Annotated in this window: 23 protein-coding genes, 1 pseudogene and 2 riboswitches; of the genes and pseudogenes, 9 read left to right on the top strand and 15 right to left on the bottom strand. The window is 73.3% G+C overall.

Annotation, left to right across the window (positions count from 1 at the left end; genetic code table 11):
* The first annotated feature begins 2 nt into the window (after positions 1–2).
* Positions 3–746, top strand: a complete 744-nt coding sequence (locus AB0O19_RS09310; RefSeq protein ID WP_363618858.1) for a hypothetical protein — start codon at positions 3–5, stop codon at positions 744–746.
* Here the strand turns inward: AB0O19_RS09310 and AB0O19_RS09305 are convergent.
* The 5 genes from AB0O19_RS09305 to AB0O19_RS09285 form a co-directional block, all read right to left on the bottom strand.
* Entirely contained in the window at positions 743–1,498 is a 756-nt protein-coding gene (locus tag AB0O19_RS09305) for an endonuclease/exonuclease/phosphatase family protein (RefSeq protein ID WP_363582976.1), read from the bottom strand. The two genes, AB0O19_RS09310 and AB0O19_RS09305, sit on opposite strands and share 4 nt — an antisense overlap.
* A gap of 133 nt (positions 1,499–1,631) precedes the next feature.
* Positions 1,632–2,576: an ROK family glucokinase gene (locus tag AB0O19_RS09300; RefSeq protein ID WP_363582978.1), complete on the bottom strand. Its 945-nt coding sequence runs from the start codon at positions 2,574–2,576 to the stop codon at positions 1,632–1,634.
* A gap of 193 nt (positions 2,577–2,769) precedes the next feature.
* A complete protein-coding gene (locus AB0O19_RS09295) occupies positions 2,770–3,147 on the bottom strand; it encodes a DUF5304 family protein (RefSeq protein WP_363582980.1) in 378 nt (125 codons plus the stop codon).
* 85 nt (positions 3,148–3,232) lie between these two features.
* Positions 3,233–4,405, bottom strand: coding sequence for an ArsA-related P-loop ATPase (locus AB0O19_RS09290; RefSeq protein WP_363618857.1), 1,173 nt, complete (start codon positions 4,403–4,405; stop codon positions 3,233–3,235).
* A gap of 24 nt (positions 4,406–4,429) precedes the next feature.
* Positions 4,430–4,891: an SRPBCC family protein gene (locus AB0O19_RS09285; protein WP_350884431.1), complete on the bottom strand. Its 462-nt coding sequence runs from the start codon at positions 4,889–4,891 to the stop codon at positions 4,430–4,432.
* A 325-nt stretch (positions 4,892–5,216) separates the two neighbouring features.
* Between AB0O19_RS09285 and AB0O19_RS09280 the strand changes: the two genes are divergently transcribed.
* A complete protein-coding gene (locus tag AB0O19_RS09280) occupies positions 5,217–7,010 on the top strand; it encodes a long-chain fatty acid--CoA ligase (RefSeq protein ID WP_363618856.1) in 1,794 nt (597 codons plus the stop codon).
* Between the two features lie 62 nt (positions 7,011–7,072).
* Here AB0O19_RS09280 and AB0O19_RS09275 read toward each other — a convergent pair whose 3' ends face one another.
* Entirely contained in the window at positions 7,073–8,209 is a 1,137-nt protein-coding gene (locus AB0O19_RS09275) for a glycosyltransferase family 4 protein (protein WP_363618855.1), read from the bottom strand.
* Positions 8,210–8,453: 244 nt separating this feature from the next.
* Here AB0O19_RS09275 and AB0O19_RS09270 point away from each other — a divergent pair, with 244 nt between their 5' ends.
* Entirely contained in the window at positions 8,454–9,869 is a 1,416-nt protein-coding gene (locus AB0O19_RS09270) for a glycosyltransferase 87 family protein (RefSeq protein WP_363618854.1), read from the top strand.
* Positions 9,870–9,882: 13 nt separating this feature from the next.
* Here the strand turns inward: AB0O19_RS09270 and AB0O19_RS09265 are convergent, their stop codons facing one another.
* The 6 genes from AB0O19_RS09265 to AB0O19_RS09240 all read right to left on the bottom strand — a co-directional run bounded on the left by AB0O19_RS09265 (position 9,883) and on the right by AB0O19_RS09240 (position 17,151).
* A complete protein-coding gene (locus AB0O19_RS09265) occupies positions 9,883–10,914 on the bottom strand; it encodes a hypothetical protein (RefSeq protein WP_363618853.1) in 1,032 nt (343 codons plus the stop codon).
* A gap of 188 nt (positions 10,915–11,102) precedes the next feature.
* On the bottom strand, positions 11,103–12,149 hold the full coding sequence (locus tag AB0O19_RS09260; RefSeq protein WP_363618852.1) for an NlpC/P60 family protein: 1,047 nt from the start codon (positions 12,147–12,149) through the stop codon (positions 11,103–11,105).
* Positions 12,150–12,376: 227 nt separating this feature from the next.
* On the bottom strand, positions 12,377–13,522 hold the full coding sequence (locus AB0O19_RS09255; RefSeq protein WP_363582994.1) for an NlpC/P60 family protein: 1,146 nt from the start codon (positions 13,520–13,522) through the stop codon (positions 12,377–12,379).
* Between the two features lie 10 nt (positions 13,523–13,532).
* Positions 13,533–13,682: riboswitch (cyclic di-AMP (ydaO/yuaA leader) on the bottom strand.
* 338 nt (positions 13,683–14,020) lie between these two features.
* Complete coding sequence (locus AB0O19_RS09250; RefSeq protein WP_363618851.1) at positions 14,021–15,055, bottom strand: NlpC/P60 family protein; 1,035 nt, start codon at positions 15,053–15,055, stop codon at positions 14,021–14,023.
* Between the two features lie 200 nt (positions 15,056–15,255).
* Entirely contained in the window at positions 15,256–16,617 is a 1,362-nt protein-coding gene (locus tag AB0O19_RS09245) for an NYN domain-containing protein (protein WP_363619070.1), read from the bottom strand.
* 270 nt (positions 16,618–16,887) lie between these two features.
* Positions 16,888–17,151 carry a hypothetical protein gene (locus AB0O19_RS09240; RefSeq protein ID WP_350886362.1) on the bottom strand — a complete coding sequence of 88 codons (264 nt, stop codon included), beginning with the start codon at positions 17,149–17,151 and terminating at the stop codon, positions 16,888–16,890.
* 201 nt (positions 17,152–17,352) lie between these two features.
* Between AB0O19_RS09240 and AB0O19_RS09235 the strand changes: the two genes are divergently transcribed.
* Both AB0O19_RS09235 and AB0O19_RS09230 read left to right on the top strand, forming a co-directional pair.
* Positions 17,353–18,135, top strand: coding sequence for a rhomboid family intramembrane serine protease (locus AB0O19_RS09235; RefSeq protein ID WP_363618850.1), 783 nt, complete (start codon positions 17,353–17,355; stop codon positions 18,133–18,135).
* A 41-nt stretch (positions 18,136–18,176) separates the two neighbouring features.
* The gene (locus AB0O19_RS09230) at positions 18,177–18,458 is read left to right on the top strand and encodes an Lrp/AsnC ligand binding domain-containing protein (protein ID WP_063347281.1); all 282 of its coding nucleotides are present in this window, start codon (positions 18,177–18,179) and stop codon (positions 18,456–18,458) included.
* A 27-nt stretch (positions 18,459–18,485) separates the two neighbouring features.
* On the opposite strand, the gene AB0O19_RS09225 is transcribed toward AB0O19_RS09230, so the two are convergent.
* The 3 genes from AB0O19_RS09225 to AB0O19_RS09215 form a co-directional block, all read right to left on the bottom strand.
* On the bottom strand, positions 18,486–19,865 hold the full coding sequence (locus AB0O19_RS09225) for an aminotransferase class V-fold PLP-dependent enzyme (RefSeq protein WP_363618849.1): 1,380 nt from the start codon (positions 19,863–19,865) through the stop codon (positions 18,486–18,488).
* A gap of 53 nt (positions 19,866–19,918) precedes the next feature.
* Positions 19,919–20,036: riboswitch (SAM riboswitch) on the bottom strand.
* Positions 20,037–20,143: 107 nt separating this feature from the next.
* Positions 20,144–21,220 carry an anthranilate phosphoribosyltransferase gene (gene trpD, locus AB0O19_RS09220; protein WP_363583004.1) on the bottom strand — a complete coding sequence of 359 codons (1,077 nt, stop codon included), beginning with the start codon at positions 21,218–21,220 and terminating at the stop codon, positions 20,144–20,146.
* A gap of 120 nt (positions 21,221–21,340) precedes the next feature.
* Complete coding sequence (locus tag AB0O19_RS09215) at positions 21,341–21,766, bottom strand: hypothetical protein (RefSeq protein ID WP_350886353.1); 426 nt, start codon at positions 21,764–21,766, stop codon at positions 21,341–21,343.
* Positions 21,767–22,162: 396 nt separating this feature from the next.
* Here AB0O19_RS09215 and AB0O19_RS09210 point away from each other — a divergent pair, with 396 nt between their 5' ends.
* From AB0O19_RS09210 to AB0O19_RS09195, 4 genes and pseudogenes are all read left to right on the top strand, one after another.
* Positions 22,163–22,783, top strand: a complete 621-nt coding sequence (locus AB0O19_RS09210; RefSeq protein ID WP_063347284.1) for a heme-copper oxidase subunit III — start codon at positions 22,163–22,165, stop codon at positions 22,781–22,783.
* A gap of 188 nt (positions 22,784–22,971) precedes the next feature.
* Complete coding sequence (locus AB0O19_RS09205; protein ID WP_363618848.1) at positions 22,972–23,781, top strand: c-type cytochrome; 810 nt, start codon at positions 22,972–22,974, stop codon at positions 23,779–23,781.
* An 8-nt stretch (positions 23,782–23,789) separates the two neighbouring features.
* Positions 23,790–24,842 carry a Rieske 2Fe-2S domain-containing protein gene (locus AB0O19_RS09200; RefSeq protein ID WP_363583006.1) on the top strand — a complete coding sequence of 351 codons (1,053 nt, stop codon included), beginning with the start codon at positions 23,790–23,792 and terminating at the stop codon, positions 24,840–24,842.
* Positions 24,839–25,055: pseudogene (locus tag AB0O19_RS09195) on the top strand (ubiquinol-cytochrome c reductase cytochrome b subunit); the annotation flags it as partial. The gene AB0O19_RS09200 and the pseudogene AB0O19_RS09195, both read left to right, overlap by 4 nt.

The raw sequence follows: 25,055 nt of genomic DNA, 5'->3' as shown, positions 1-25,055 counted from the left end.
AAGTGCACGAGAGCAGCACGGCGGGCGGCGGGGACGAGGCACCCCGCGAGGACGGCACGGCGAAGGACGGCACCGCGCAGAGCGGCGCCCCGGCGGACCGTCCGGGGGCGGACGGCGTCACCGCCCCGGCCGCGGAGGCCCCCGAAGCGACGGCCGCCGACCGGCGCCCGGCCGAACCGGACGCCACCGCGCCCGCGGAGCCCCGCACCCGGCGCGCCCCCGAGCGCAGCCAGGCCGAGCAGGACGAGATCTTCGCCGCCCTGGTCGCCCAGTTCGACGACCCCGTGGACCTCACCAATCCCAACTGGCCGGAGGTCGAGAACCTCCGGGCCCAGAGCGAGCTGAAGGGCGGCCTCAAGGACGCCCCCGGCTCCCGGACCGACCCGGACGACCTCGCCGACCTCGCCCCGCAGCCCCGCCCCCGCTCCGGTCGGCCGGTGATGCCGGCGGCGGGCTCGGGCCCGCGCGACTTCGAGCTGGCCGAGGAGACCGACGAGGACCACTACGTCCCGCCGGAGCCCCCGCCGCTGCCGACCGCCGACGTCACCGCGAAGTTCGCCTGGCTCGCGGTGCTCGGCGGCCCCGCCCTGCTGCTGTTCGACGCGGTGGTGTGGCGGGAGATCGCCGGCTGGCCGGCCTGGGTCGGGATCACCGCCTTCCTCGGCGGCTTCGTCACCCTGGTGACCCGGATGAAGGACCGCGACGAGGACGAGCCCGAGGACCCGGACAACGGCGCGGTCGTCTAGGTTGCCGGAGCCTCCGGCAGCTCCAGCACCGCGAGCACCGGCAGGTGGTCGGTCGCGGCACGCAGGTCGGCCTCGGTGACGCCGGGCAGCCCGTGCGGCACCCCGCAGCCGAGGACGGTGATCCCGGGCGTGGCGAACACGGCGTCGATCCGCTGGTAGGGGCGCTCGGGGACGGACGTGAACTCTCCGCCCCAGGGCGCGGTCGGGTACCCGTCCTGGAGCCGCGCGGCCAGCAGCTGCCAGCCCCTGCCGTCCGGATGCTCGTTGAAGTCCCCTGCCACGATGCCGTGTTCGGCGATCCCGAGCTGGTCGAGCAGCAGCTCGAACTGGCCGTACCGCTCGTCGGCGTCCAGGCTGAGGTGGCAGCTGGTGAGGGTGAACGGCGCCGCTCCGGGCAGTCGCAGCAGCGCGGTGGCGAAGCCCCGGGCGTGCAGGCCTCGGGTCTTGGGCAGCAGCCGGTCGTGCACGCCCAGCAGTTGCGCCGCGCCGGGCCGGCCGAGCAGCAGCGGCCCGGCGGCGGTCCGGCCGCCGCCGGCCAGGACGGCCGTCCCGGTGCTCCGGGCCAGCCAGGCGGCCTGGCCCTCGGGCCGCCAGTAGCGCGGCGACTCCTGGATGCAGACCAGGTCGGGCGCGCAGGCCCGGATCACCCGGGCCAGCGCCCGCCGGTCGTCCCGCAGCGAGCGGATGTTGTAGCTGAGCAGGCGCAGCCGGCGCGGGCCGGGCGGCGGCGGTTCGGCGGGTGCCGTGGTCATGGTCCTGGTCCTCCCCGTACGTACGTGGCGCGTGGGACGACCGTACGGCAGGGCCGGGGGTGTGCGTCGGCGGCGGCGCGTCCGGGGTTGGTCGGGGTCCGGTCGCACCGCCGCCGGCGGGTTCGGGGGGTGGCTACGCGGTGCGGGCCAGGTCGGCGGCGCCGACGATGCCGGCGGCGGAGCCCATCGAGGCCAGCACGACCTCGGCGCGCGGGCGGTGGATGCCGCCGGTGAGGTAGTGCTCGAAGGCCTTGGCGACCGGGTCGAGCAGCAGGCGGCCGGAGTCGGAGACGCCGCCGCCGAGGACGAAGACGCCCGGGTCGAAGAGCGCGGCGAGGTCGGCCATGCCGCGGCCGAGCCAGTCGGCCAGTTCGGCGTAGCACTCCAGGGCGAGCGGGTCGCCCTCCTCGGCCGCCTCGGTGATGTGGATGCCGCGGATGGTCTCGGCGACGCCGTCGTTGAGCTCCAGCATCCGCCGGCCGCGCACCTGGTCGGCGGCGGCCTTCTCCCGGCCGTAGCGGCGCAGCGCCCGCCCGGAGCCGTACTGCTCCCAGCAGCCCTTGCCGCCGCAGCCGCAGGCCAGGCCGTCGGGGACCATGTTGAGGTGGCCGATCTCGCCGGCCACGCCGAACCGGCCGCGGTGCAGCCGGCCGTCGAGGACGATGCCGCCGCCGATGCCGGTGCCGACGGTGATCAGCACCATGTCCCGGTGGTCGGCGGCGGCGCCGAAGCGGAACTCGGCCCAGGCGGCGCAGTTGGCGTCGTTCTCGACGACGGTGTCCAGGCCTGCGAGCTCCTCGATGCGGCCGCGCAGCGGCTCGTTCTCCCAGTCGATGTTGGGAGCGAAGATCACCGTGGAACGGTTGCTGTCCACGAAGCCGGGGGCGCCGACGCCGACGGCGGTGACGTCGGGGTGCTGCTCCTTGAGCTCGCGCACGGCCTGCGCGATGGCATCGACCGCCCACTGCGGGTCGGCCGGGGTGGGCACCCTGGTCCGAGCCAGGATCGCGCCCGCCTCGTCGACCACGCCTGCCGCGATCTTGGTCCCGCCGACATCGACGCCGATGGTCAGAGCCATGTGTCCCTCAGCTATTCACTCGTTCCCGCTGGGCGGAACGGTACCGCCCAACCCTGCCCCCCGTACACAGCCTCGCATACATTAACCGAAGACAATCATGGACCAACCGGGCCGCCAAGCTTCAAAAGTCGTATCTAATCGCCCGCTTCGTCACGCACCAGAGCAACGCGATCACGGTTCGAAGGTTACGGATTCACTGCTTGGCGGACGCCTCGTCAGGCGTGTCGAGGTCGATCCGCTCGGTGGGGGAGCCCTCGCCGGCCGTCCAGCGGTGCTCGTGGCCGGCCACCGCGGCCCGGTAGGCGGCCAGCAGTTCGGTGCCCGCGGCGGCCAGTCCGGAGCCGGCGGCGGCGAGGTGGGAGTAGACCTCGGGCTGCTGGGTGCGCAGCCGGTCGGCCAGCCCGGAGAGGGTGATCAGGGTGTCGGCGCTCGCCTCCTGCGCCTTCTGGCCGACGGCGGAGGCGAGCTTGCGCACCTCGTCCACCAGCGGGCCCAGCTCCGGCCCGAACGGGTGGGCCTGCGGGCCGCCCGGCTCGGCGGTGGGCTCGGTCCGGTCGTCGGTGCTGGTCATCGCGGGCGCCTCCTCAGCCGGGGCCGCACCCCGCGGCCCTCGGGCCCGACGCTACCGGACAGCCGGCAGGGGCCTCGAAAGGGCTTCAGCCCCGGGGCCAGAGCGCCGGGTCGGGCGCGAACCGTACCGAGAGCGCCCCGTCGTGCAGGCTCGCGCCGGCCACCGTGCAGCGGCGCAGCGCGGACGGCAGGGTGAGCACCCGGCGGTGGGCGCCGAGGCCGACGACCAGTTCGTCGCCGCGCCGGACGAGGTCCAGCTCGGCCCGGTCGGCGCCGGGCAGCACGAGGTGCCAGACCAGCAGGCCTTCCTCGGCGAGGCGGTCCTCGACCGGCCAGGGCTCGGGGGCCAGCCGCTCCGGGCCGGGCCCGCCCCCGTACAGGCGGTCGGCGACGGCCTCCAGGGTGGCCTCGGCCAGTCCGGTGGCCAGCACCGGGGCGTCGGTCTCGGCGGCGAGCTCGGCCAGTTCCTCCCGGCGGCGGCGGGCCAGCGCGGCCAGCCACGGGTCCGGCGAGTCGGCCGCGCCTTCGGGCAGCACTCCGTGCACCACGACAGCGTCCGGCCGGTGGCCGTGCAGGGCCAACCCGGCCCGGATCCGGCCCAGTTCCCGGTACGGGTGGCCGTCGGCGGGCACGACCAGGCGCACGCTGGTGCCGGGCGCGGCGATCGCGGCGCGGGACTCGGCGAGCACCGCGGCGGCCTTGGTCCGCCCCTCGTACAGCCACTCGGCGGGCATCGGCACGCCGGCCAGGCCGGCCAGCAGCGGGCGCAGCGCCCGGGCGGCCTGCCGCTGCTCGGGGACGAGCCGGTCCAGGTAGCGCTCCAGCTGCTCGGGCAGGGCGAGGGTGGCGATCAGCTCGGCGGGCGGCGGGGCGAGCACGACCAGGACGTCCTGGTCGGCGGCGGGCAGGGCGCGCAGCAGGGCGATCCGGGCGATGCCGGGGAGGGCGGTCAGCTCCTCGGGGTCGAGCTGCTCGGCGCCGAGCAGGTCGAGGGCGGGCTTGAGCCGGCTGGTGAGCTCGCCGGCGGCGTACCGGAAGGCGGCCTGCTCGTCGATCCGGGAGACGGTCAGGCCGGGTGCGTAGCGGGCCGGTTCGGGCTCCAGGCGGGTGCCGAGGACGCCGTCCAGGGCGCGGTGCGGGTCGTCGGCGGCCAGCAGCCAGGTGCGGTGGCCGCGCCGGGCGGCGTGCAGGGCGGTGGCGGCGGCCACCACGGGCGCGCCCGCGTCGCCGCTGACCAGGATGGTGCGTGTCGCCGTCATGCCGTCGGCCCCCGTTCCGCCGCGTCAGCCCTGGACGGGCTTCTTGCCGTCGGCGTCCTCGACGCGCTTCTTCAGACCGGCCAGGGCGCGGTCGATGATGACCTTCTCGGCCTTGCGCTTGATCATGCCGAGCATCGGGATCTTGACGTCCACGGCGAGCTGGTACGTCACCTCGGTGCGGCTGCCGGAGAGCGGGGCGAGGGAGTAGGAGCCGTCCAGCGAGCGGAGCATCTGGCTGCGCACGAGGGTCCAGCCGACCTCGCGGTCACCGTCCCAGGTGTAGGCGAGGACGTGCTCGTCGCGGATGGCGCCGGCGTCGAGCAGCAGGCGGACCTGGGCGGCGCGGCCGTCCTCGCCGGCTTCCAGGACCTCGACCTCCTTGACCTCTCCGGTCCAGGCCGGGTAGGCGGCGAAGTCGGCGATCACGGCCATGACCGTGGCCGGGGTCGCGTCGATGGTGATGCTCGACCTGGTGTGCTCCGCCATGGAATGGCCCTCCGCGTCGTCCCTCTGCCTGCCGGTCCGGTCGAGCGTGCTCGGCCTTGTCCGCCCGGAGCAGGCTACCGCGACCAGCGATCGGCTCGGCCGCGCGGGCCGCGGCTCGGCGGGGGCCCGGCGCCGGTCGGCGGGGCATGCTACCGGCCGGTCACCTCGGGGCTGTCGTAGGGTGCCATTCGAACGACCCGGTCACGGCCTGGTCGGACCCGGCCGGGTGTGACACTTCGAACACCGGAGCCGACCCCCCTGGTCGAAGCTGCCTACCGGGCAGTAACGTCCTGCCGTCCCGCAGCGTCGCGAACGAGGAGCAGTCTTGCTCGACTTCAGCCTTCCGGCTCTCTATCAGGTACCCGGCGGCGGTAATCTCTCCGACCCTGTGCACCGGAACGCGGCGGAGCACCCGGACGTCGCGGTGCTCAGCCGGAAGGTGGACGGCCGCTGGCAGGAGTTGACCGCGGTGCAGTTCCTGGCCGAGGTGCACGCCGCCGCCAAGGGCCTGATCGCCGCGGGCATCGAGCCGGGCGACCGGGTGGGCGTCATGTCCCGCACCCGGTACGAGTGGACGCTGCTGGACTTCGCGATCTGGACGGCCGGCGCGATCACCGTCCCGGTGTACGAGACCTCCTCCGCCGAGCAGGTCGAGTGGATCCTCGGCGACTCCGGCGCGGTCGCCGTCGTCACCGAGACCGACCAGCACGTCAAGGTGGTCGACGAGGTCCGCGGCCGGCTCACCGGGCTGAAGCACACCTGGCAGATCGAGGGCGGCGCGATCGCCGCGCTGGCCGAGGCCGGGAAGGACGTCCCGGACGAGACGGTGCAGGAGCGCCGCTCGACCGCGACCGCCGACTCGATCGCCACCATCGTCTACACCTCGGGCACCACCGGCCGCCCGAAGGGCTGTCAGCTGACGCACGCCAACTTCCTCGCCGAGTGCGGCAACGTGGTGGAGCGCCTGGCCCCGCTGTTCCGCACCGGCGACAGCTCCGTCCTGCTGTTCCTGCCGCTGGCCCACGTGCTCGGTCGGATCGCCGAGATCGCCACCGCGATGGCGCCGATCAAGCTGGGCCACGTCTCCGACGTCAGGGACGTCACCACCGAGCTGGCCGCCTTCAAGCCGAGCCTGATCCTGGGCGTGCCGAGAGTCTTCGAGAAGGTCTACAACACCGCCCGCGCCAAGGCCCAGGCCGACGGCAAGGGCAAGATCTTCGACAAGGCCGCCGACACCGCGATCGCCTACAGCCGGGCGCTGGACGCCGGCGGCGCGGGCCTGGGCCTGCGGATCAAGCACGCGGTCTTCGACAAGCTGGTCTACAGCAAGCTGCGCGCGGCCCTCGGCGGCCGGGCCACCCACGCCATCTCCGGCGGCGCCCCGCTCGGCGAGCGGCTGGGCCACTTCTACCGGGGCATCGGCTTCACCGTCCTGGAGGGCTACGGCCTGACCGAGACCTGCGCGGCCACCGCCTTCAACCCGTGGGACAAGCCGAAGATCGGCACGGTCGGCCAGCCGGTCCCCGGTGCCTCGGTGCGGATCGCCGAGGACGGCGAGGTCTTCTTCAAGGGCCCGCACGTCTTCACCGGCTACTGGAACAACCCGCAGGCCACCGCCGACACCCTCAAGGACGGCTGGATCGCCACCGGCGACCTCGGCTCGCTCGACTCCGAGGGCTACCTGACCATCACCGGCCGCAAGAAGGAGATCATCGTCACCGCGGGCGGCAAGAACGTCGCCCCGGCCGTGATCGAGGACCGCATCCGGGCGCACGCACTGGTCGGCGAGGTCATGGTGGTCGGCGACCGCAAGCCCTTCGTGGCCTGCCTGATCACCGTCGACCCGGACTTCTTCCCCAAGTGGAAGGAACTCAACGGCAAGCCCGCCACCGCCACGGTGGCCGAGCTGAGCCAGGACCCGGACCTGCTGGCCGCCCTCCAGGCCGCGGTGGACGACGGCAACGCGGCCGTCTCGCACGCCGAGGCGGTCAAGAAGTTCCGCCTGCTGGACACCGAGTTCTCCGAGGAGAGCGGCCACCTGACGCCCTCCCTCAAGCTCAAGCGCAACCTCGTGCTGAAGGACTTCGCCGCCGACATCGAGGCGATCTACCAGAAGTAGCCGGGTACGGGCCCCGCCTCCGGCGAAGGAGACGGGGCCCGCTCACGGGTCCGGACCCGGGTCTAGGCCGCCAGCAGCGAGGTCAGCCGCCCGGCCAGCAGGTCCCAGCGCCAGGAGCGCTCCACCCAGCGCCGCCCGGCCTCGCCCATCCGCCGCCGCAGCTCCTCGTCGCCCAGCAGCCGGACGATCCGCTCGGCGGCCGCGGCGGCCGAGCCGCCCGGCACCACGTACCCGGTCTCGCCCTCCAGCACCGCGTCCGGCGCGCCGCCGGAGTCACCGGCGACCACCGGCAGACCGGTCGCCGAGGCCTCCAGGTAGACGATGCCCAGGCCCTCGACGTCCAGCCCCCCGCGCCTGGTCCGGCAGGGCATCGCGAAGACGTCCCCGGCCCCGTAGTGGGCGGGCAGCTCCTCCCACGGCACCGCGCCGGTGAAGCGCACCGAGGCCCGGACCCCCTTGGCGTCGGCCAGCTTCTCCAGGTCCGCCCGGTACGGGCCGCCGCCGACGATCAGCAGCACGGCGTCCGGCACGTCGGCGAGGATCTGCGGCATCGCCTCGATCAGCGTGTCCTGGCCCTTGCGCGGCACCAGCCGGGAGACGCAGACCACCACCGGCCGGTCCGCCAGCCCGAGCCGGCGACGCACCTCGGCGCCCCCCGAGCCCGGGTGGAAGGTCGTCTCGTCCACGCCCGGCGGCAGCTGCACCATCCGGGCCGCGGCCTGCGGCCCGACCGCGCCCGCGATCCGGGACCGGGTGTACTCCCCCAGGTAGGTCAGCACGTCGGTGCCCGCGCCGATCCGCCGCAGCAACTGCCGGGCGGCCGGCAGCTGGGCCCAGGCGGCCTCGTGCCCGTGGGTCATGCCGAGCAGGCGCTCCGCACCGGCCCGGCGCAGCGCGGGCGCCATCAGCCCGAGCGGGGCGGCGGCGCCGAACCAGACCGAGTCGCACTTCTCCGCCCGCAGGATCTCGGCGGCCCGCCGGGTGACCCGCGGTGTGGGAACCATCACCTTCGTCCGGTCCCGGACCACCGGGAACGGCTGCTCGGCGTCGAAGCGGGCCACCTCGCTGCCGTCCCGCCAGGTGGAGGCGTACACCACGATGCTCCCGGCGGGCTGACGTACAGCCATGTTGTGCACGAAGGCCTGGATGCCGCCGGGGCGGGGCGGGAAGTCGTTGGTGACGATCAAGGTTCGGTGCATTCAGGCCACGGCTCGCTTGTCGGGGGGTGCTCGGTGTACCGCTGGGTGATCCGTACGATAGGTCAACACCATGACCCGCCGGGAACGGATCCGCGCACGGCAACCGTTTCACCCCCGGGTCAGTCCTAGTACCTAGGCGGCCGGTGGCGGCCCGGCCAAGCGTGCCGCGCCCGCCCCTCCGACCGCCCGGGCGTCCGTCGCGCGGCGCCTCCGGTGGGACGTCCGAGACGAACGAGGGAGCGCAGTGGAGTTGGCCCCGGCCACCGAGTCCGGTACACCCAGCGGCGCCGCCGGCCCCGGCCCGACGCCGGCCGCCCGGCAGGAGCCGGCCCGTGCCCCCGGCCGCCCGTTCGGGGCGCTCGCCGCACTCGGTGCCACCTGGGTGGCCACCCGGACGGTGCTGGTGCTGCTGATGACCGGCGTGGTCAAGGGGCTCGGCGGGGACATCACCGCCGACGTCTGGATGATCTACCACGCCTGGTACGGCGTCCTGCAGACCGGCACCTTCCCGTTCGACGACGTGACCTGGCAGTACCCGCCCGGCGCGGCCCTGGTGATCCTGCTGCCCGGCCTGCTGCCCTGGTCGTACCTGGTCTCCTTCTGGGTGATCTGCGGGATCGCCGACGTCGCCGCCACCGCCCTGCTGGTCCGCACCGGACTGCGCCGGGGCCGGGCACTGACCGGCGCCTGGATGTGGGTGGTGGCCGTGCCGCTGCTCGGCCCGATGGTCTACAACCGGCTGGACATCATCGTCACCGCGATCGCCCTGGCCGGCCTGCTGGCGCTGATCCGCCGCCCGGCGATCGGCGGGATGCTGCTCGGCCTGGGCGGGATCATCAAGATCTGGCCGCTGCTCGCCCTGATCGGCACCCCCTCCGGCCGCCGCACCCGCCGCGCCTGGACGCTGGCCGCGGCCACCGCCGTCTCGGTGGGCTTCCTGCTCGCGGCCGGGATGAACGGCGCCTTCGGCTTCCTCGCCTTCCAGAAGGAACGCGGCATCGAGGTGGAGTCGCTCGGCGCGCTGCCACTGCACTTCGCCCGGCTCGCGGACGCCTGGGACGGCAGGGTCACCATGAACTACGGCTCCCCGGAGATGCTCGGGCCGTGGGTCCCCGTGATCAGCAAGGTGATGATGGCCGGCACCGTGCTGGGCTTCGCCTGGCTGCTGCTCTGGCGCTTCACCGCCAAGCGCCGCAACGCGGCCACCATGTACGACGCGGCGCTCAGCGCGCTGCTCATCTTCACCGTCACCAGCCGGGTGATCAGCCCGCAGTACCTGGTCTGGCTGATCGGCGTCGCCGCCGTCTGCCTGACCGTGCGCGGCAGCAGCCAGCGGCCGGTGGCCCTGCTGATCCTGCTCGCCTGCCCGCTGACGCTGGCCGAGTTCCCGCTGATGTTCAGCCGGATCCTCGCCAGCGAGCCCTGGGGCGTCAGCGTGCTCAGCCTGCGCAACCTGCTGCTGCTGGCCGCCACCGTGCTCTCCTGCGTCCGGCTCTGGCGCGCCACCCGCGGCCCGGCACAGCTCCCGGCGACGGTGGTGCTGGCCAAGCCCGAGCCGGTGCCCGCCGGCGCCTACCCGGTGCGCCCCGGCATCGCCTACGAGCAGGACCTGCTGGACGGCATCGACCGGCCCGGCACCCCGGCCAGGCAGCGGCGCTGAACGACGCGCGCCTTCAATCGCGCAGCGCGGCCACCTCGTCCAGCCAGAGCCGGGTGAACTCGGCCAGGCCGACGCCCGGTCCGGCCCGGAGCAGCCGGTCCAGCCGGCGGTCCCGGTCCTCCCCCTGCCCGTCGGCCGCGCCGACCGCCCGGTAGAACGCCACGAGCCGCTCGGGCCCGTAGCGCCGGGCGATCAGCTCGCAGGCGAGCCAGGCCTGCTCGTACGCCTGGGCGATGCCGTCGGCCCCCGCGGTGAAGTCCCGGTCGGCGGGCAGCGCGGTGGGCAGCCGGCCGGCGGCGACGTCCCGGGCCAGCTCGGGGGCGATCTGCTGCGGGCGCCGGCCGGAGCCCCGGTAGGCGGTCCAGTCGGCGACGCCCTCGGAGAGCCAGAGCGGTGTCCAGGCCCGGGTGTCGGCCCTGGTCGCGACGTGGGTGGCCTCGTGGGTGACGACCACCTGCCGGCCGAAGTCGCTGAGCCGCCCGAACGTGCCGGGGTTGACCAGCACCCGGTCGGCGGGGGTGTGCCAGGGCGCGCCGGGGGCGGCCGAGGTGACCGCCGCCATGCCCGCCCAGCCCGCCGGGTCGACCTCCAGCAGCCGGGCGAACTGCTCCGCGGTGGCGGGTACTTCGAGCAGCAGGCGGCCCGCCCAGCCGGTGCCCCAGACCTCGCTCACGGCGGGTGCGGCCCGGTCGGCCACCGCGACCAGACCGGCCGGGTCGGGCCCGTCGGCCAGTCCGAGCACCAGGCAGTGCGCGCCCGCCGCGGACCGGGCGGAGCCGAGGTCCCAGAGCGCCGGGGGCCCGCTCGCGCTCTCCTCCCGGTCGACCCGCCAGCCGCCGCCGACCAGGACCAGGTCGATCCGGCGCGGGTACACCACCGGGTAGTCGTCGTACCCGGTGATCCGGACCGCCAGGTCGGCGGCGGCCGTGAGCCGCTCCGGTCCGCCGTCCGCGCCGAGCACCAGGTTGTGGTAGCCGGCCTCGATCGCCGCCGGTCCGGACCAGGAGGGCAGCGCCCGGGCCCGCGCGTCCAGCAGCGCGGCCACCTCGGCCCGCCGGTCCGACGCCCACCGGTCCGACGCCCGCCCGGCCGCGGAGGGGGCCGCCGGGGCCGCCGGCGGCAGCGACAGCTGGGCCAGCCCGCCGGCCGCGAGCAGCAGCGCACCGCGCCGGGACAGCGTCCGGCGGGCGCCGTCTATCGGGTGGGGGGCGTCGGGGTCGGACGGTGCCGGGCTCAGAGCCGGACCACCCCCGCGACCGGCATCGCGTTGACGCTCTCGTAGCGGACCTTGGCGCCCGGGTAGGGGGCGTGCACGATCACCCCGCCGCCGGCGTACATCCCGACGTGGTGCATGTCCCGGTAGAAGATCACCAGGTCTCCCGGCCGCGCTTCGGAGAGGCTGACCCGCTGCCCGGCGTACGCCTGGGCCTGCGAGGTGCGCGGCAGGGTCACTCCGGCCTGCCGCCAGCTGTAGTACATCAGACCGGAGCAGTCGAAGGCGCGGGGCCCGGTGGATCCGTAGAGGTAGGGCGAGCCGATCATCCGCACCGCGGCCGCCAGCGCGGCCGCCCCGCGCTCGGAGGCGGGCGGGGCCGTGCCGAGGTCCAGCCGGTCGGTGCCCCGGGTGGCGCGCTGCTCGGCCTCCCGGGCGTCCTGGGCGGCCATCCGGGCCCGCTCGACGACGCCCAGGCTGTTGAGCAGCCGCTGGGCCTGGGTGAGCCGCTGCTGGATCTGCTGCTTGCTGTCGGCGAGCGAGCGACGGACCTGGTCGAGTTCGGCGAGCTTGCCGGCGGTCTCGGTGCGGCGCTGGTCGAGCCGGCGCTGGCGGGTGGCCAGTTCGTGCAGGGTCTCCTGCTGCCGCTCGGCGGCCTGGTCGAGGGTGCGGGCCCGGGACAGGTAGCCCTCCGGGTCGGTGGAGAGCATCAGCTGGACGGTCTGGGCCATGCCGCCGCCGCGGTACTCGGCGCCGGCCACGGTGGCGAGGTCGCCGCGCAGTTGGTTGAGCTGGTCCTGGGCGACGGCGATCTCGCCCTGGAGGACGGTCGTCTCGCCCTGGAGCCGCTGCTGCGCCTCCTGGGCGGCGTTGTACTTCTCCGACGCCTGCTCGGCCTCGCCGTAGAGCTGCTCCACCTGCGCCTTGACGTCCTTGCGGGTGGGCGTGTCCGGCGTGGCGGGGGCGGCCTGGGCACTGCCGCCCGTCGTCACACCCAGGGCGGTGGCGGCGGCTGCGGTCAGCACCAGCGCACGGGCGAGCAGTTGGGAACGACGGTGCACGGGCATGGCGGCAGCGGCTCCGATCCGGCGGTGGGGCCCCGCCGCCGCCCCAACGCGGGCGGCCCTGGAAGCGGAGTCCGGTGGCAGACGTTAGCGAGTCCGGGCAACCGAGTCCAAACCCCCGCCAACCCGAATATTTGACCCGCAATCGGACATCAGTCCGAGGCGCCGGAAAAGCCGCAGGCCCGGCCTTCCGCGGTGGAAGGCCGGGCCCGGGAGGGCCTGAGCGGGGATCAGACCCGCACGATGGAGGTCAGCGGCATGTTGCCGACGGCCTCGTAGCGGACCGACGCGCCCGGCTTGGGCGCGTGCAGCACCTGGCCGTTGCCCGCGTAGATGCCGACGTGGTGGGCGTCCCCGTAGAAGATCAGCAGGTCGCCGGGCTGGGCCTGGGAGAGGTCGGTGCCGATCCGGGTACCGGCGTGGGCCTGCTCCTGCGAGGTGCGCGGCAGCGAGACGTCGACCTGGTTGAACGCCCAGACCATCAGGCCCGAGCAGTCGAAGGAGCCGGGGCCGGAGGCGCCGTAGACGTACGGGCTGCCGATCTTGGAGGCGGCGATGGACAGCGCCGCGGCGCCGCGCGAGCTGCCGGCGCTCGGCTTGGTGACCGGCGCGGCGGGGGCCTGCGACGCGCTCAGGTCGGTGCGGCTGTTGTCGCGGGAGGAGCGGTCGGCGGCCTGCTGGGCCGCCGCCTGCTGCTGGGCGGCCTTCGCCGCGGCGTCGGCCTTCGCCTTGGCCTCGGCGGCGGCCTTCTCCTCGGCCGCGCGGATCGCCTGGCGCTCCTGCTCGGACAGGGTGTTGAAGAGGTCCTGCGCGGCCTTGAGCTTGCCCTGGACCTCGTCCTTGGCGCTCTTCAGCTGCTGGGTGGTGGTCTCCATCTCGGCGAGCTTGCCCTGGGCCTCGGAGCGCACCTGGTCGAGCTTGCGCTGCTCGTCCTGGAGCTGCTTGAGCTGGCCCTTCTGGGTGCCGCCGGCCTGGTTCAGCGTGTCGGCCTGGCTCAGGAAGGTGTCCGGGCTGGCGGAGAACATCAGCTGGACGGTCTGGGATATGCCGCCGTTGCGGTACTGCTCGCCGGCGATCTCGGCCAGGCCGCCCTGGAGGTCGGTCACCTGTCCCTGCTGCCGCGCCACCTGGTCCTGCAGGTCGGTGACCTGCTTCTGCAGCTGCTGCTGCTTCTCCTGGGCGGCGTTGAGCTTCTCGGTCGCGACCTCGGCCTGCTCGTTGAGCTGGTCGACCTGCTCCTTGACCTGGTCCTTGGTCGGCTGCGGGTCGGCGTGGGCGCCGGACTGCGCGGACAGCGCGACGGCCGCCGCGGCGAAGCCGGTCAGGATCGAGACCCGGGTGCGACTGGCGGGCTTGGGACGACGATGGGACGCCACGAAGGCGGACTCCTTCTTCCTACGCCGTCTACCGGGTGAGCTGACGGGTTCGGGCCGGAAGCGTGCCCTACGACGCCTCACGGCCGTTCCACCGGCCGACCTGGCGCCGATTCACCCCGGAGGAACGTGGTTCCCCGGCTCCGTTCGACAGCACCCCCGACTGCTGGGCTCCCCGTCGGGCAGGCACTGGGCCCGCCCCGCTGCGTCACGAACTCGACGGAAACCACCGCCGTCACCCTGGCTGGGCGATCGGGAGTGCGGTGGTTCGGGGCACGACCCTAGTAACTGAACCGTGATCCGTTCAAATCCTTGTCAGAAAAAAGACGGAAGAAGACCAAAGTTCTTTTGTGAATATGACACATAGTGATCACCGCCGTACGCAAAGCTGATCACTCTTCACCGGGGACTCGCGCTGCGGACAAAACCCGAACGCCACCCCCGGTCGGAGGGTGGCGTGGATCACAGGCCCGGACGGGGCCCTCCGGGCGTGTCGGGCCGTCAGACCCGGCGGATCGTGTTGATCGGCATCGCGTCGACCTTCATCACCTTCACCACGTCGCCGGTGTGCGGCGCGTGCACCACCATGCCGTTGCCGATGTACATCCCGACGTGGTGCCGGTCGGCGCCGTAGATGACCAGGTCGCCCGGCTGGGCCTGGTCCAGCGAGACCTTGGTGCCGACGTTGCCCTGCTCCTGCGAGGTGCGCGGCAGCGAGACGCCGGCCTGGCCGTACGCCCAGACCATCAGGCCCGAGCAGTCGAAGGTGGTCGAGCCGGTGGCGCCCCACACGTACGGCGAGCCCTGCTTGCTCATCGCCTTGGCCACGGCCACGCCCGCGTAGCCGCCGGCCTGCGGAAGGCTGCCGAGGTCGGCACGGTCGCTGCCGCGCGAGGCGCGGTCGTCCTGCTGCTGCTGGGCCCGCAGCGCGGCGCGGTCGGAGGCGCTGAGCGAGTTCAGCAGGTCCTGCGCGGCCTTCAGCTTCTGGTTGACGTCCGTCTTGGCCTGGTTCAGGTCCTTGGTGGTGGAGTCGAGCGAGGCCAGGACGGCGGCGGCCTCGGACTTCTCCTGGTCCAGCCGACGCTGCTGGTCCAGCAGGCCCTTGAGCGCCTCGGACTCGCTGGCGCTGGCCTGCTGGGCGCTGGACGCCTTCTCCAGGTAGCCCGACGGGTCCGAGGAGAGCATCAGCTGGACGGACGGGTCGATGCCGCCGGTGCGGTACTGCTCGCCCGCCACGCCGGCCAGGCCGGTCTGCAGCTGAGTCATCTCGTCCTGGCTGCGGGCCACCTTGTCCTGCAGCTGGTCGGACTGCTTGCGGAGCTGGTCGGCCCGCTCCTTGGCGCCGTTGTACTTCTCCGCCGCCTGCTCCTGGTCCTGCTGGAGCTGGTCGATCTGCGCCTTGACGTCGCTCTTGCTCGGCTGGGGCGCGGCGTGCGCGGCGACCTGCGCGGAGAGGGCGACCGCGGTCGCCGCGGCAGCGGTGAGCACGGAGACCCGGGCGCGGCTCGGCTGCTTGGGACGGCGGTGGGAGGCCAAGGGAATTGCTCCTTCTTCCATCGGCCTCACCCGATCAGGTGAGAATCCGGAAAATAGGTTTGACGCCACACCCTAGGGAAGATCCACGGGTTTTGCCACTCCCCCGAAGGCGTGAACTCCACTTCCCCCGCAGGCTCCACTGGATGTGCACACCACCGCAAACCGGGCGCTGACCAGGCGTCATCCCGCCGCGGCAGCCGTCAGGGCCGCGCCAGCCGGTTCAGCAGCAGAACGGAAGCCACGGGGCGCGCGCCGGCCTTCCGCACGCCCTCCGCGACCTCCCGGTCGGTGGACACCACCACCACCGGACGGCCCTGCGGCTCGGCCCGCACCAGACGGCGGATCAGCTCGTCCGCGGTCTCGCCGGTCCGGCTGAACCGCACCCGCACCCCGCGCGGTGGCGCCATGATCACCGGAACGTCCAGGTCCTGCCCGTCGAACACGCAGGTGACCTCCGCCTGCGTGCGCTGGGCCAGCATCGCCAGCCCGCCCAGCAGCCGGATCCGCTGCTGCTCCAGCGGCAGCGTCGGGTAGCCCGTTTTGGTCACGTTGTAGCCGTCCACCACCAGGTGCACCTGCGGGATCGCCAGCAGCTGGTCCAGCAGCGCCGGATCGTCGTCGGCCAGACCGCGCCGGGCCACGTCGTGCGGCGAGGCCGCACCCGGCACCACCGCCTCCACCAGGTCCCCCGGCCGGATCTGGGAGACCGGCAGCGCCAGCTCCCGCTGGAGCCCCTGCGCCGACTGCAGCACCGTGTCCAGCAGCAGCCGCAGCCGCATGTCCTCGACGCTGCGGCCCTCGCGGGCCGACCGGCGGCCCTGCTCGGCCGCCGTCTCCAGCTCGCCGACCCGGTGCCGCAGCCGCCGCGCCTCGGACTCCGCGGCGCCACGCTCGGCGGCCGCCTGCGCCCTCGCGGCCTCCAGCTCGGCGGTCAGCCGCCTGGTCTCGGCCTGCGCCCGGCGGGTGTCGCTCTCCAGCGAGCGCACCTTCTTCCGCAGCGACTCGGCCTCCCGGCGGACGCCCTCGAACTCCGCGCGCTGCCGCTCCAGGTCCGCCCGGGCGGCGGACCGCAGTTCGGCGAGCTCCGCCTGCAACTTCTCCGCCAGCCGGGTGGCCTCGGCGGCCGCGCCCTCGGCGCCGGCCCGCTCGGCCTCCTCCCCGGCCTCGGCCACCAGCCGGCTCCAACCGGCCGACCGCACCAGGTAGGCGGCGGCCGCGACGTCCATCGGATCGGCGGCGCCCGGAACGCTGCCCGACTCCAACGCCTTCACCAGGTCCGGCTGGCCCAGCCTCAGCCGCTCCGCTATCCGCACCCGGAACGCCGGCTCCGACTCCAGCGCCGCGGCCAGCGCCGTGGCCGCGTACTTGGCCCGCCGGGCCGGGGTGAACTTGACGTACTGGCGCAGGCTCTGCGGCAGCTCGCCGGGCGGCAGCCCGCCGAGCGCGTCCGAGGCCAGGCCGACCACGCGCCGGCGCACGCCCTCGGGCAGCGGCCGGTCCAGCTTCTCGGCACCACGCTCCGGCGCCACCTCGCCGGAGCCCGCCGCCCCGCCGGGGCCCACCGACTCATCGGGACCCGCCGCCCCGCCGGCGGCCGCGGGCTCGGACGGAGCCGCGTCGGCGGCCCGCGCCTGCACGGCCGCAGCGGGCTGAAGCCCCTGCGCTTCGGCGGGCTCCCTCGCTGCGTCCACCACGTCCTCGGCTCCGATCCTGGTCCTACGGGGTCACGGCCCGCGGCCGCCGCCCTGTCGTCACGCTCCGTGCGTCCTGTCTGTATTGTCCCAGCGCGGCGGGCAGGCGCGCCGCGCACCCGCCCCCCGCGCCGTCGGGCGTCAGCCCTGCTCGGCGGAGGCCTCCGCGTTCTCGGCACCCGGACGGGCCACCAGCTCGACCTGGTCCACGGCGTTGCACCAGCGGCAGCGCACCGACTCGATCGTCTCGCTCAGCACCTCGGTCTCCTCGACCTTGGACTCGCCGGCCAGGTCGAAGTGCAGGAACTCGGTGACCCGCGCGGTGCGGGTCACGTCGAAGCGGGTGAGGTTTCCGCACAGGGTGCAGCGCCAGCGCGTCTCGGCGGTCAGGGCGGGGACTGTCATCGGGGGTCCTCTCGGGTGGTCCCTGGGTGGGCTAGGCGCTCCCCCCGGAGCCCCGGCGTCGGCGGCGGGAGGCGGGATTGCCCGCCCCAAGCCTATTGCCTGAGGCAACCATCCCGGCCACCAGTCAGGAGAACGAGCGGGCTAGTCCACCTGCCGTACAAGGCCGTGTCACACGCCCGACACGGAGGGATGCTTGGCCGCATGGCACTGACGGCCCCCGGGCACACCGACGCGCGGGGCGAGCACCCGTCCGTGCCCGCCCCGGCGGTCACCTACGCCCTGATCGCGGTCAACACCCTGGTGTTCCTGCTGGGCCCGGCCGCCGGGCTCAACCCGCTGTACGGCACCGGCCAGTCCCGGCTCTGCGCGGAGCAGCGGTACGAGCAGCGCTGGGGCGTCATCCCCGCCGAGGTGCTGGCCGGCCGCCCGCTGACCGCCGAGCAGCTGGCCCAGGCCCCCGACCCGGCCCCGGGCTGCCCGGCCGCGCCCACCCCGGGCAAGCACCCGGCGCTGTCCGTCCTCACCGGGCTCTTCGTGCACGCCGGCTGGCTGCACCTGCTGGGCAACCTGCTCTTCCTCCACGTCTTCGGCCCCACCGTCGAACGGCGGCTGGGCCGGGCCCGGTTCGCCGTCTTCTACCTGGCCGCCGGCAGCCTGGCCACGTACGGCTTCGCCCTCGCCGAGGCGCACTCCCCGGGCTCCACCCGGGTGCTGATCGGCGCCTCCGGCGCGATCTCCGCCGTCCTCGGCGCCTACCTGCGCTTCCATCCGCGCGCCCGGGTGACGACGCTCGTCCCGCTGCTGCTGTTCCTGCCGCTGCGCTTCCCGGCCTGGCTGGTGCTCGGCCTCTGGTTCGCCCTGCAGTGGTGGTCGGTCCACTCGGCCGGGCCCGGGGTGGCCTATCTGGTTCACGTGATCGGCTTCTCGGCGGGCTTCCTCTACGCCTGCACGGCGGTCAGCCACCCCCCGAGACGACCCGGCTGACGCCCGATACGCTGGCGGCACCCCACAAAGGAGCCCGAACAGTGATCACCGCCATCGTCCTGATCAAGACCAGTGTCGACCGCATCCCGGAGATCGCCGAAGCCATCGCGGCCATCGAGGGCGTCAGCGAGGTGTACTCGGTGACCGGCGGCTACGACCTGGTGGCGATGGTCCGGGTGCGCCGGCACGACGATCTGGCCGCGGTCATCCCGGGCCGGCTGAACAAGGTCCCGGGCGTGGCCCACACCGAGACCCAGATCGCCTTCCGCACCTACTCCCAGCACGACCTCGAGGCCGCCTTCGCCCTCGGCCTGGACGAGTAGGCCCCTCGGCCCCGCCGACCGGGCCCCTCAGCCCTGCTGACGCCCCCGGTCGACCTGCACGGTGGCGACGCAGCGCCCGCCCTCGTTGCGGTAGTTCCACGCGGCACCGTCCGTGACCAGCTCGCGCACGGCGGTCAGGAAGCGGTCGACGTGCTCGTCCGGGGTCCCGGCCCCGAAGCTCACCCGGATCGCGTTCAGGCTGCGCTCGCCGGGCAGCGACGGCTCGGGCGCCCCGCACTCGGAGGGGGAGACCTCTTCGTCCCCGAGCAGGGTGCGCAGCAGCGGGTGCGCGCAGAACAGGCCGTCGCGGACCCCGATGCCGTACTCGGCGGACAGCGCGGCCGAGAAGTGCGAGCTGTTCCAGCCCTGGACGACGAAGGACAGCACGCCCACCCGGGCCGCCTCGGCGCCGAACAGGGTCAGCACCTTGACCTGCGGGATCTCCGCCAGCCCGGCGGTCAGCCGGGCGATCAGCTGCCGCTCCCGGGCCTCCAGCGCGTCGAAGCCCGCCTCGCTCAGCGCCCGGCAGGCCGAGGCGATCGCGTAGGCGCCGATGACGTTCGGCGAGCCGGCCTCGTGCCGGGCCGGGCCGGAGTGCCACTGGACGGCCACCGAGCCGTCGCTCTCCCGGGCCACCGTCCGGGTCGCCCCGCCGCCGGCCAGGTACGGGTCGGCCGCGTCCAGCCAGTCCGCCCGGCCGGCCAGCACGCCGGCGCCGAAGGGCGCGTAGATCTTGTGGCCGGAGAAGGCGATCCAGTCGACGTCCAGCTCGCGCACCGAGACCCGGTGGTGCGGGGCCAGCTGGGCGGCGTCCAGCACCACCCGGGCGCCGTGCCGGTGCGCGGTCCCGGTCAGCTCGGCGACCGGCCACAGCTCGCCGGTCACGTTGGAGGCTCCGGTGACGCAGAGCAGCTTGGGGCCCTCGGGCGCCTCGGCGAGCGCGGCGTCCAGGGCGGCGACCGCCTCGGCGTGCGAGCGCGGCGCGCGCAGGTAGTGGACGTCGAGCCCGGCGTGCGCCCAGGGCAGCAGCGAGGCGTGGTGCTCGGTCTCGAAGGCGAACACCCGGGTCCCGGCCGGGACGGCCGAGGCGAGCAGGTTCAGCGAGTCGGTGGTGGCCCGGGTGAAGACCACCTGGTCGCCCTCGCGCAGGTCGAGGAACTCGGCGACGGTGCGGCGGCTCTGCTCGAACAGGTCGGTGGACAGCTGGGAGAGGTACCCGGCGCCGCGGTGCACGCTGCCGTAGTAGGGGGCGTAGGCGGAGACGTCGTCCCAGACCCGCTGGAGCGCCGGGGAGCTGGCCGCGTAGTCGAGGGCCGCGTACCCGACCTTCTCGCCGCTGGCGAGCGGGACCTGGACGTCGTGGCCGAGGACGGCGAGGGGGGCGCAGATTTCGGTGGCGATCGACATGAGGATGCACTCCTTCTGGGGGTGTGGGACCCCGGGAGTGCTAAGTCGTCGGGCGTCCGCGCTTGCCGCACGGACGATTCGCCGAGCGACCCGGTCCTCACCCAGGGCACCCCGCCACGGACGGAGGGTTGCCGGACAGCAAGCTGGGGCTTGACGCTGTCACTCATGACCTGGCCAAGACTCTAGGTCGCGCCCAGCGAGTGGTCAAACAGGCATCCACCATCCGGACAGCCGAGGAGCCCGCGCCGGCGTTCCGGCACGGGCTCCCAAGTACCGCCTCACACCCGGCTGGTGGCCTCCGACCAACGCCGCAGCAGCTCCTGCGCCGCGCCCGAGTCGATGGCCCGCTCGGCCCGCGCCATGCCGGCCGCGAGCTGTTCGGTGAGCGGCGCCTCACCCAGGTCGAGCGCGACCAGCGCCGCCGCCGTGTTCATCAGGACGGCGTCCCTCACCGCCCCGCGCTCGCCGGCCAGCAGCCGCCGCGCGACCTCGGCGTTGTACGAGGGGTCCGCCCCGCGCAGCGCCTCGATGCCGACCAGCTCGACGCCGACGTCCCGCGGGTCGAAGGCGGTCTCGGTGACGGTCCCGTCCCGCACGATCCACACCTGCGAGGTGGTGGTGATGGTCAGCTCGTCCAGGCCGTCGTCGCCCCGGAAGACCAGGCCGGTCGAGCCGCGCCGGGCGAGCACGCCGGCGATCAGTCCGGCGAGCCGGGTGTCGAAGCAGCCGATCGCGTGCGAGGTGACCTTGGCCGGGTTGGTCAGCGGGCCGAGGATGTTGAACGCGGTCGGCACCCCGAGGTCGCGCCGGGCGGTGGCGGCGTGCCGCATCGACGGGTGGAACTTGGCCGCGAAGCAGAAGGTCAGCCCGACCTCCTCGGCGATCTCGGCGACCCGCCGGGCCGACAGGTCGAGGCGGACGCCGAGCTTCTCCAGCACGTCCGAGGAGCCGCTGGCCGAGGAGGAGGCCCGGTTGCCGTGCTTGACCACCTTGGCGCCGGCCGCGGCCGCGACGATCGCCGACATGGTGGAGATGTTGACGGTCTTGGCCCGGTCGCCGCCGGTGCCGACGATGTCCACGGCCGGGCCGGGGATGTCCAGCGGCTCGGCGTGCGCGTACATCGCGTCCACCAGGCCGGTGATCTCGTCGACCGTCTCGCCCTTGGCCCGCAGCGCCACCATGAACCCGGCCACCTGGACGGGGGACGCCTCGCCGCTCATGATCCGGTCCATCGCCCACGCGGTGGCCGAGCGGTCGAGGTCCTCCCCCTTCAACAGCGCCGCCAGGACGTCCGGCCAGGTGCGGACCACCTGCGCGGGTGCGGTACCACCGTTCGCAGGGTTCACGTTCACCATGGCTGACTCCAGCTGTTGTCGGGTTCCCCGCGTCGGGGGGACGTCCGTACGGATGGAGTCAGCCTATCGACCGGCGGGGTTCCCGCGGCGGCGTCTTCTCTGGTCCTGAGACGGCACCGCTCAGCGGCTGACGGGCGCCCGCTTGGCCAGCCGCGCCCGCAGCAGGGTGGCGACCGCCTCGGCCAGCGCCACCGGGTCCACCGGGCGCGAGATCGCGGCGTCGGCCCGGCTCCAGGCGGCCAGCCAGGAGTCCTGCGGCCGGCCGATCAGCACCAGCACCGGCGGGCAGCCGTAGATCTCGTCCTTGAGCTGGCGGCCGAGCCCGAGCCCGCCGGCCGGCACCGCCTCGCCGTCCAGGATGCAGAGGTCCACGCCGCCCTTCTCCAGTGCCTTCAGCACCGCGGGGGTGGTCGCGCACTCCAGGTAGGACAGTTCCGGAAGGTCCTCGACGGGCCGGCGGCCGAGTGCCGTCAGCACCTGCTCGCGGGTGTTGCGGTCATCGCTGTAGACGAGAACGGTGAGCGTCTCGTCGGTCGTGTACGCCATGGGCCCTGCTCCCTCAAGTGTGATCCGGACCACGTTCGCCTGATCCGGATGCTACTCCCGATCACCCGTCGCCGAGTCCCCCTCGCGGACCTTCCCCCCTCAAGCCGCCGCGCCCGCGACTCACCCGCCCGGAGGACGGCCCGTCACCCGGACCCGTCCAGACCACCCGTACGGCCGACAAGGGACCCGCGCATTACCCCCGGAGGCTCCGCCAAGCGTGCAACGACGCGCTGGGCAACGGGGTCGCGGGCCCCTTCGAGGAACCGTCAGAAAAGGGACACGCCGCTGCTCAGCCGCCATTGGGACCCCCCACCGCCCTCCAGGGGGGCATACCGCACGCACCGGACACTCCGAGGGACACCCCCCGGCGTGAAGACGGAATAAGGGACCGACATAATGTCCGTCGTGGCGACAGCAACAGCAGTAGAAACCGGGCACGCGCACGGATCGGTCAACCGGCCGAACATGGTCAGCGTCGGAACGATCGTCTGGCTCAGTTCCGAGTTGATGTTCTTCGCGGCCCTCTTCGCGATGTACTTCACGCTCCGCTCCGTCAAGGGAGCCGAGTTCTGGACCGAGAAGGCGCACGCCCTCAACGTGCCCTTCTCCTCGGTCAACACCACGATCCTGGTGCTCTCCTCGCTGACCTGCCAGCTCGGCGTGTTCGCTGCCGAGCGCGGGGACGTGAAGAAGCTCCGCTCGTGGTTCGTCATCACCTTCGTGATGGGCGCGATCTTCATCGGCGGCCAGATCTTCGAGTACACCGAGCTGGTCAAGAAGGACGGCCTCTCGCTGTCCTCCGACCCGTACGGCACGGTGTTCTACCTGACCACCGGCTTCCACGGTCTGCACGTGACGGGTGGTCTGATCGCCTTCCTGCTGGTCCTGGGACGGACGTACGCAGCCAAGCGCTTCACGCACGAGCAGGCCACCGCCGCGATCGTCGTGTCGTACTACTGGCACTTCGTCGACGTCGTGTGGATCGGCCTGTTCGCGACCATCTACCTGATCAAGTAACCAGCTGATCAGGTCGCTGGCCACCGGCTTCGGTCCCCGCCCTCACCGGCGTCGGGCCGATTCTGCCGGTGGGCGACGCTCCCACCGACCGACCGCGCGCGCAGCCCTAGACAGGCAGCCTCGTGCCGGCCAGACCGGCCGCCGGGTGCACCCACCAGTCGACCAGATCCTGACACCGGGGTTATTCCGTGAAAAAGCTCTCCGCACGACGGCGCCACCCATTGGCGGCGCTGGTCGTCCTACTTCTCGCCCTGGCGGCAACCGGGGGGCTGTACGCCGCGTTCGCGCCCGCCGACAAGGCGCAGGCCGACGTCGCCGCGCAGTCGCTCGCGATCGATGAGGGCAAGAAGCTCTTCGCCGTGGGCTGCTCCTCGTGCCACGGCCTGAACGGCCAGGGCAGCAGCGACGGTCCGAGCCTGGTCGGCGTCGGCTCCGCCTCCGTCGACTTCCAGGTCGGTACCGGCCGCATGCCGGCCCAGCAGCCCGGCGCCCAGGTGCCGCGCAAGAAGAACATCTACTCGCAGGCGGAGATCGACCAGCTCGCCGCCTTCGTCGCCTCGCTCGGCCCCGGCCCGGTGACGCCGACCCCGGAGCAGTACACCTCGACCAACCCGGATGACATCTCCGCGGGTGGCGAGCTGTTCCGCACCAACTGCGCCCAGTGCCACAACTTCGCCGGCCAGGGCGGTGCCCTGACCAAGGGCAAGTACGCCCCGTCGCTGGAGGGCGTGGACGCCAAGCACATCTACGAGGCCATGCAGACCGGCCCGCAGAACATGCCGTCGTTCCCGGACACCACCATGCCCGAGGAGCAGAAGAAGCAGATCGTGGCCTTCGTCCGCCACACCACCTCCGATGAGCCCAACCCCGGTGGTCTCACGCTCGGCAGCCTCGGTCCGGTGACCGAGGGTCTGTTCGGCTGGATCTTCGGTCTCGGCACGCTCATCGCGGTCGCGATCTGGGTCGCCGCCCACACCACCAAGGCCAAGAAGTCATGAGCCACGACATGTCAGAAGAGAAGCTGCCGGAGTCGCACGGCTCCGCCGGTGACGTCGCCGCGCACGGCGACCCGTTCGCCGACCCGGGCCTGCCGGCCCACGAGCCCCGCCGCACCGACATCGACGAGCGGGCCGCCCAGCGGGCCGAGCGCCAGGTCTCGCTGATGTTCGTGGTCTCGATGCTCGCCACCATCGGCTTCATCGCCTCGTACGTGGCCATCGACCCGGACAAGATCGTCTACATCTTCCCGCTCGGTCACGTCAGCGCGCTGAACTTCGCGCTCGGCCTGACCCTGGGCGTCGCGCTGTTCATGATCGGCGCGGGTGCGGTCCACTGGGCCCGCACGCTGATGTCGGACGTCGAGCTGCCGGCCGAGCGCCACCCGATCGAGGCTGACGACGAGGTCCGCGCGGACGTCATCGAGCAGTTCAAGACCGGTGCCGCCGAGTCCGGTTTCGGCCGCCGCAAGATGATCCGCAACACCCTCATCGGCTCCATGGCGCTGGTCCCGCTCTCCGGCGTGGTCCTGCTCCGCGACCTCGGGCCGCTGCCCGAGAAGAAGCTGAAGGAGACGGGCTGGAACGAGGCGACCCCGGCCAAGCCCCTGCAGCTCATCAACATGAGCACCAACCTGCCGATGAAGGCCGAGGACATCGTCATCGGCTCGCTGACCTTCGCCATGCCCGAGGGTCTGCACGTCCACGACGAGGACTTCCAGCAGGCGATCGCCAAGGACGCCCTGATGCTGGTGCGCATCGCGCCGGACGACATCAAGGACGACCGGTCGCGGGAGAAGGCCTTCGAGGGCATCCTCGCCTACTCCAAGATCTGCACCCACGTCGGCTGCCCGATCAGCCTGTACGAGCAGCAGACCCACCACGCGCTCTGCCCCTGCCACCAGTCGACCTTCGACCTGGCGGACGGCGCGCGCGTGATCTTCGGCCCGGCCGGCCACCCGCTGCCGCAGCTGAAGATCATCACTGACGAGAAGGGCTACCTGGTCGCCACCGGCGACTTCGACGAGCCCGTCGGCCCGAGCTACTGGGAGCGTGCTCGATGAGTACGAGCAGCACCACCGGTGCCGCCAAGCCCGCCAGCACGCGCGCCAAGCCCGCCAACAAGTGGGAGGCCGCTGCTGACTGGACGGACGGCCGGGTGGGGATCTACTCCCTCGCCAAGGCCAACCTGCGCAAGATCTTCCCGGACCACTGGTCCTTCATGCTGGGCGAGATCTGCCTCTACACGTTCGTCATCATCATCCTGACCGGTGTCT

The sequence above is a fragment of the Kitasatospora sp. NPDC091276 genome (assembly GCF_040684355.1).
Lineage (GTDB): Bacteria > Actinomycetota > Actinomycetes > Streptomycetales > Streptomycetaceae > Kitasatospora.
This window is presented reverse-complemented; position numbering and strand designations above follow the sequence as displayed.

Bases quoted from the DNA above. Each gene is read 5' to 3' on its own strand.
- AB0O19_RS09300 (WP_363582978.1), bottom strand. From the start codon at position 2,576: ATGGCTCTGACCATCGGCGTCGATGTCGGCGGGACCAAGATCGCGGCA.
- AB0O19_RS09290 (WP_363618857.1), bottom strand. From the start codon at position 4,405: ATGACGGCGACACGCACCATCCTGGTCAGCGGCGACGCGGGCGCGCCC.
- AB0O19_RS09285 (WP_350884431.1), bottom strand. From the start codon at position 4,891: ATGGCGGAGCACACCAGGTCGAGCATCACCATCGACGCGACCCCGGCC.
- trpD (WP_363583004.1), bottom strand. From the start codon at position 21,220: ATGGTGAACGTGAACCCTGCGAACGGTGGTACCGCACCCGCGCAGGTG.
- AB0O19_RS09210 (WP_063347284.1), top strand. From the start codon at position 22,163: ATGTCCGTCGTGGCGACAGCAACAGCAGTAGAAACCGGGCACGCGCAC.
- AB0O19_RS09225 (WP_363618849.1), bottom strand. From the start codon at position 19,865: ATGTCGATCGCCACCGAAATCTGCGCCCCCCTCGCCGTCCTCGGCCAC.
- AB0O19_RS09295 (WP_363582980.1), bottom strand. From the start codon at position 3,147: ATGACCAGCACCGACGACCGGACCGAGCCCACCGCCGAGCCGGGCGGC.
- AB0O19_RS09240 (WP_350886362.1), bottom strand. From the start codon at position 17,151: ATGACAGTCCCCGCCCTGACCGCCGAGACGCGCTGGCGCTGCACCCTG.
- AB0O19_RS09200 (WP_363583006.1), top strand. From the start codon at position 23,790: ATGTCAGAAGAGAAGCTGCCGGAGTCGCACGGCTCCGCCGGTGACGTC.
- AB0O19_RS09305 (WP_363582976.1), bottom strand. From the start codon at position 1,498: ATGACCACGGCACCCGCCGAACCGCCGCCGCCCGGCCCGCGCCGGCTG.
- AB0O19_RS09260 (WP_363618852.1), bottom strand. From the start codon at position 12,149: ATGCCCGTGCACCGTCGTTCCCAACTGCTCGCCCGTGCGCTGGTGCTG.
- AB0O19_RS09235 (WP_363618850.1), top strand. From the start codon at position 17,353: ATGGCACTGACGGCCCCCGGGCACACCGACGCGCGGGGCGAGCACCCG.
- AB0O19_RS09275 (WP_363618855.1), bottom strand. From the start codon at position 8,209: ATGCACCGAACCTTGATCGTCACCAACGACTTCCCGCCCCGCCCCGGC.
- AB0O19_RS09215 (WP_350886353.1), bottom strand. From the start codon at position 21,766: ATGGCGTACACGACCGACGAGACGCTCACCGTTCTCGTCTACAGCGAT.